This window comes from Psychromonas sp., from assembly GCF_983033635.1.
In genome coordinates, this window is the sequence record NZ_CEZLMY010000116.1 from 1 (window position 1) to 5451 (window position 5451).

Here is a 5451-nt window from a genome sequence, read left to right on the forward strand (position 1 = left end):
AAGGGCAAGGCGATAAACGATGATCTTCGTTGTTAGAAGGTTTTGATTTAGAGTGCTAGATCATCAACCATCTGCCTAGAATCTCATCATTTATCGTCTTGCTGATTCTTGCATCTTGAGGTAGCTTGGGTATAGAGGGAACTTAACTAATTAATTTGCTATTACTTACCTTTTGTTGGCGTACCTTGTTCTGTTTGTTCTTGTTCAAAATGAAACACAGGTAAAGACCAGCTAAATTTAAGCGCTATCATACGCAGGCTAAAACCGCCGGCTAATGTAATGATTATGGCGATAGAATCTTCGATACCATAGCAAAGTAATGTAAGATATAAACCCGCGGCAAACAGTGCCACCGAAGCGTACAGCTCTTTGTGCAATACCAATGGTGTTTGACGGCAGATAAGATCTCGCAATAATCCTCCGAATATACCAGTAACAATCGCTGCAATAACGCAGATTAACGGGGGCAGGCCCATATCTATAGCAACGCGGCAGCCAATAATACTAAATACAACCAAGCCAATTGAATCCAGAACGATAAAAAGTCGCTGATTTCGCACCACCCAAGGTGCGATCAAAGTAGTAAACACACCGGCAATGCAAGTGATCATGATATATTCAGGATGTTTTATCCAGCCAACAGGGTAGTGACCTAAAATAATATCACGAGCTGTGCCACCACCTATGGCAGCCACACTGGCAACAAACATCACCCCAAACCAATCCATTTTTCTTTTGCCTGCTGAAATCGCGCCGGTCATCGCTTCCGCTGTGATGCCGATAATGTAAAGAATGGTTAATAACATAGCGTTGTATCTGTACTGAAAAAGAAACGGATTGTAGAGGAAATATAAGATTGTGGCTATTGGTAAAAATCAAATGATTTTGCTTAGATGGCAAAGCAAAGCGGTGTTATTGGTAACTGTTTAAACAAAAAAGGACAGGCTAAGTTAGCTGTCCTTTTTATTGCTTCCAAAATAAGTTAGTTAATTTTATTTCAAAATATATTTTTCAAAAACATGCGCAACGCCTTCGTCATCGTTACTTGCGGTAATATAGTTGGCGTGTGCTTTTACTTCATCAATTGCATTTTCCATTGCCACACCAAGACCGGCGTATTTAATCATCTCTAAATCATTGGCTGCATCACCGACACAAATAATTTGCTCAGGGCTAAGTCCAAGATGTGCAGTTAATGCCGCCATGCCTTTGCCTTTATTGCTGTCTTTATTCATAAATTCGAAAAAGAATGGCGTGCTGCGTGCCATAGAGTATTTATCTTGCAGCGCTTGAGGTAATTCATCTATTGCTTTTGAGAGTAGCTCTGGTTCATCAATCATCATCACTTTTAGAATATCTTCATCTGCTTCAAGCTTATTGAAGTCAAACTCTGTAAATTCAATACCATTAAGTTTTGCTTCGAAGTCCGTATATTTATTCTGTTTTGGAGTGATTAAACCACGTGTCATAGAGTAGGCTAGAATATTAACCCCTAATTTATTGGCAATTTTATTGAGCTCTATGGCATCCTGACCGGTTAAGATCGCACTGCTAACAACTGTTTTACAAGCGACTTTAAGAATTAACGACGCATTGTAAGTAAGGGCATAATCGTCCTTACCATCTAAGCCAAGCTCTTTTAGTGTAGGTAACATGCCTTCAAATGGGCGGCCAGAGGCTAAGACAACTTTTATGCCTTGTTCTTTAGCCGATGTTATCGCCGAACGAACACGGCTGGTTAACGCTTTTTGGCTATTAAGTAATGTGCCATCCATATCCAAAGCAATAAGTTTATACATCAAATTTCCCCAAGTAATTTAGTCGGTAGTCAGTGTATTCGAAATTTGTAAGAGAATCGAATATTCTTATTATTGATTTGCGGTGAATTAATTTGCATAAGCGCTCATATAGGCATGTTTTCTGTTAGGAGCATTAGTAATCGATGTTAATATTCAACTTAAATAACCAATAACGAACAGTTATTCACCTACCAAGAATGAAACTATTTATGACAACTATTACCGATCAAAAAGCTTGCCCATTCTGCAAAGGGGTTAACCAATGTATGGCTTATAGTGACCAAGCCTGTTGGTGTGAAAATGTTGAAATACCTACTTCACTTACCGAGTTGCTGCCGTTGCACTTACAGCGTAAGTCATGTATCTGTTTATCCTGTATTAACGCTTATAACGAAAATAAAGAACAGTTTAAGGCTGATTTTTTAGATTTATCTAATTAGTACTTAAGCATAATGGTAACCCTCTGTTGCTAGTTAATAAGCAGGAGCCTGCGCGATCCTGTTTTTTTATCTAAAGCAACAGATATTAATTCTGAATCATTATCGCCTCTACAAGCGTATCCGTATTTTTATTGCTAGCTTTTGTTATTTTGAAATAACAGGGTGGCTGCTTTTCTAGCCACTTTTGCAGATTGCTGATCGGTGGCAAAAACAGTCTGGTTTAATATGTAAATATAATTATTGATACCAGCAGCCACTGCATGCAAGTCAGCTTTATCTTCACGATTTTTAAAAAGTCAACTCAGAGCTACAAAAATTAAATTGTTACCTTAGTCACAATATTATTCCTTGAGGCTTTTATTTGTTCAGTTATTTATACACTATAAAAGGACCGGTCCCACTCGTTATTTGTAATTGGAATTAATTAAGTAGGAGCGAGAAGTTTATTAGAAATATTTTTTTAACTACAAATGGGACCAGTCCCACCTATAGGCGAAAAACAGATGACATTGTGCTTGTAAATGTACTTACAAAAGATGCGCATTAAGTAAACCAAATTCATTGCTGAAATCAATTTTAAAAAAGGTGTTAGCAATAAATAGAAATGCCTAGTTTAGCTAGGCAAAACCAAACTGCTTATTTGATTTAAGCTTTAATATAACAAGGATACAACTATGAAACTATTACCTCTTGTGACCGCAATTTCTGCAGCACTATTATCATCGAATCTAATGGCTGCAGCTTCCCCAGTAGAGTTTAACGGTTACATGCGTGGCGGTGTCGGCCTAGGCAGTGAAAGTGGGGCTAACCCAAAATGGGAAGTCAATAAAGTTGGACGTTTAGGTAATGAAAATGACCTATACGGTGAATTTGGTCTTAAGAAAGAAGTTTACAACGATGGTGAATCTTCATTTGTTGTTGATTCAATGCTTTATTATTGGGAAGGCCAAGACGGTGCTGGCGGTGATGTAGGTGTTGTACAGTTTAATGTACAAGCAAAAGGTCTATTTGAAGATAAAGATATTGTGCTTTGGGGGGGGGACCGTTTCTACCAACGTCATGATGTGCATATTCTTGATTCTTACTACTGGGATGTAAGCGGTATCGGTGCGGGTATTGAACATATTAACATCGGTCCTGGTAAATTATCACTTGCATTAATTCAAGACGATACAGGTGATGCGACTGCTGATGGTCAAGAAATCACAGCAGTGATAGCCGATGTTCGTTATGCAGGCATTCCTCTATGGAACAAGGCAGACTTGGAAGTAGGCATTGACTACAACTATGGCCATGAAAGAAATGGACAGTCAATTGATGCTGATGACAGCATAATGCTGACCGCGAGCTTAACACAAAATTTGGATGCTGGATTTAATAAAACCATTGTTCAAGCAGCTTCTGCCGGATATGCAGAACAAATGACTAATTACGGTTCTGGTAACGGTGTAGTACGTGACGTTAATGATAACGATGCAGAAGGCTTCCGTATTATTAACTGGGGTGTTGTATCTTTAGGCGATAACATAGAATTTGGCCACTCAGTGCTTTATGCTCAGGCTTCTGATGTTGATGGTACTGCGACTGATGACACAATATTCAGTGTAGTAGCTCGTCCAATGTACAAATGGAATAAAAAGTTACGTACCATCGTAGAAGTAGGTGGTTTTACACAAACAATCAACGATGTTGATGCTGGTGGTAGTAAATTTACTCTTGCACAAGCATGGGTACCACACACCGGTTTTTGGTCACGTCCTGAAATTCGCGTTTACACTTCATACTTAACAGATTCTGAAGGTACAGCATTTAACGGTGCCGATAGCGAAATTAGTGTTGGTATGCAAGCTGAAGCATGGTGGTAAACACCAGCAGTTAGTTTATAAATAGGAGCCTTCGTGCTCCTATTTTTTTATCTAAAGAAACAGATATTAATTCTGAATCATTATCGGCTCTACAACCGTATCCGTATTTTTATTGCTGCCTTTTATTTTTTGAAAGAGCAAGATGGCTGCTTCTCTACCCACTTTTGCATATTGCAGATCGGCGGCAAAAATAGCCGGGTTTAACATTCGAATGTAATCGTTGATACCAACGGCTGTAATCGGTACGGTAATTTTATCTTCTCGAAGCAGATGCACCAATGCCCCGCCCGTTAATCGCTCGGTACCGCAAATAATAGCGTCTGCGCCGGCTTTAAGTAAAGTTTTACACCCCATTGCACCATTAAGGTATTCCATGTCGGTTAAATAGATAATGGGCTCTACGTTATGTGCCTGACACTGTTGTTTATAAGCATCTAAGCGCAATTTTCCGGTTTGAATATCACTTTCATGGACGCCCAGAAAAGCGATGTGCTGAGCGTTATTCGCTTTTAAATGCTCAAAGCAGTGTTTAACCGCAAGCTGGCTGTTGGTAGTAACAGAAGATATCCCTGCCTGCTCAACTGCGATCATAACAATATTGCCATTAAACAGATCTTTGTTTATCAGCCCTTGCTCGGAAAAACCAAAAAAGATGATGCCTTCAACCTGCTTTTGCACCATTAATTCAATATGTGTATTAAGTAACTCACAGTCGTAACGACTTTCTAACACCAGCACTTCATATTCATGCTGGTGAAAAAAATCGATGATTTCACTTAATGCCTGATTTTCTGATGACGAGCTTAAACGAGTGACAATAATACCAATGCTTTTAATCGGCTGATTATTCATTGCTCGTGCCACGGCGGAAGGTTTATAACCCACTTCCTTAATTATGTCGCGAATTTTTTTTTGCGTCTCTGCTTTAACTTTTGGATCATTATTTATTACTCTGGAAACCGTAGATTTACCTACGCCAGCTAATTCAGCAATATCACGAATTGTTAATTTTTTCATGGTCTTCCGAGTCATCATGAGGGGAACTTAAGGGATAATTTAACATATTCTATAGGATATTAATTACTGGTGCTAAAAATAAAATTGTTAGCTTATTAACAATATATTTCCTTACCGCTTTTATTTACCTTGTTAATCCGCCATTGCAAAAGGACCTATCCTGTACTAACCAATTTAGCCGAACAGTTTGTACCAGTGTTACCGCTATTCTTACTGGTGGTTTAATTTTAGGGTTCGTAACCTAATGGAAATTGATTTGACTGGTAATGGTGCATTGGTTAATCAGTCACAATTCTGGATGGCAGCACATCAATTTCTATGGTTAATCAG

The 5451-nt window shown here is 38.7% G+C and carries 5 protein-coding genes; 2 read left to right on the forward strand and 3 right to left on the reverse strand.

Translation table 11 applies throughout. From position 1 onward, the window contains the following. Positions 1-161: 161 nt before the first annotated feature. Complete coding sequence (locus AC4GME_RS13460) at positions 162-806, reverse strand: trimeric intracellular cation channel family protein (RefSeq protein WP_490378689.1); 645 nt, start codon at positions 804-806, stop codon at positions 162-164. Positions 807-992: 186 nt separating this feature from the next. After that, positions 993-1799 carry a Cof-type HAD-IIB family hydrolase gene (locus AC4GME_RS13465; protein WP_490378690.1) on the reverse strand — a complete coding sequence of 269 codons (807 nt, stop codon included), beginning with the start codon at positions 1797-1799 and terminating at the stop codon, positions 993-995. A 209-nt stretch (positions 1800-2008) separates the two neighbouring features. Between AC4GME_RS13465 and AC4GME_RS13470 the strand changes: the two genes are divergently transcribed. Beyond that, positions 2009-2239 (forward strand): cysteine-rich CWC family protein, encoded by a 231-nt coding sequence (locus tag AC4GME_RS13470; RefSeq protein ID WP_490378691.1) that lies wholly within the window; start codon positions 2009-2011, stop codon positions 2237-2239. A 674-nt stretch (positions 2240-2913) separates the two neighbouring features. Beyond that, entirely contained in the window at positions 2914-4104 is a 1191-nt protein-coding gene (locus AC4GME_RS13475) for a carbohydrate porin (protein WP_490377757.1), read from the forward strand. Positions 4105-4170: 66 nt separating this feature from the next. On the opposite strand, the gene AC4GME_RS13480 is transcribed toward AC4GME_RS13475, so the two are convergent. Further along, positions 4171-5121, reverse strand: coding sequence for a LacI family DNA-binding transcriptional regulator (locus AC4GME_RS13480; protein ID WP_490377756.1), 951 nt, complete (start codon positions 5119-5121; stop codon positions 4171-4173). Positions 5122-5451 lie beyond the last annotated feature (330 nt).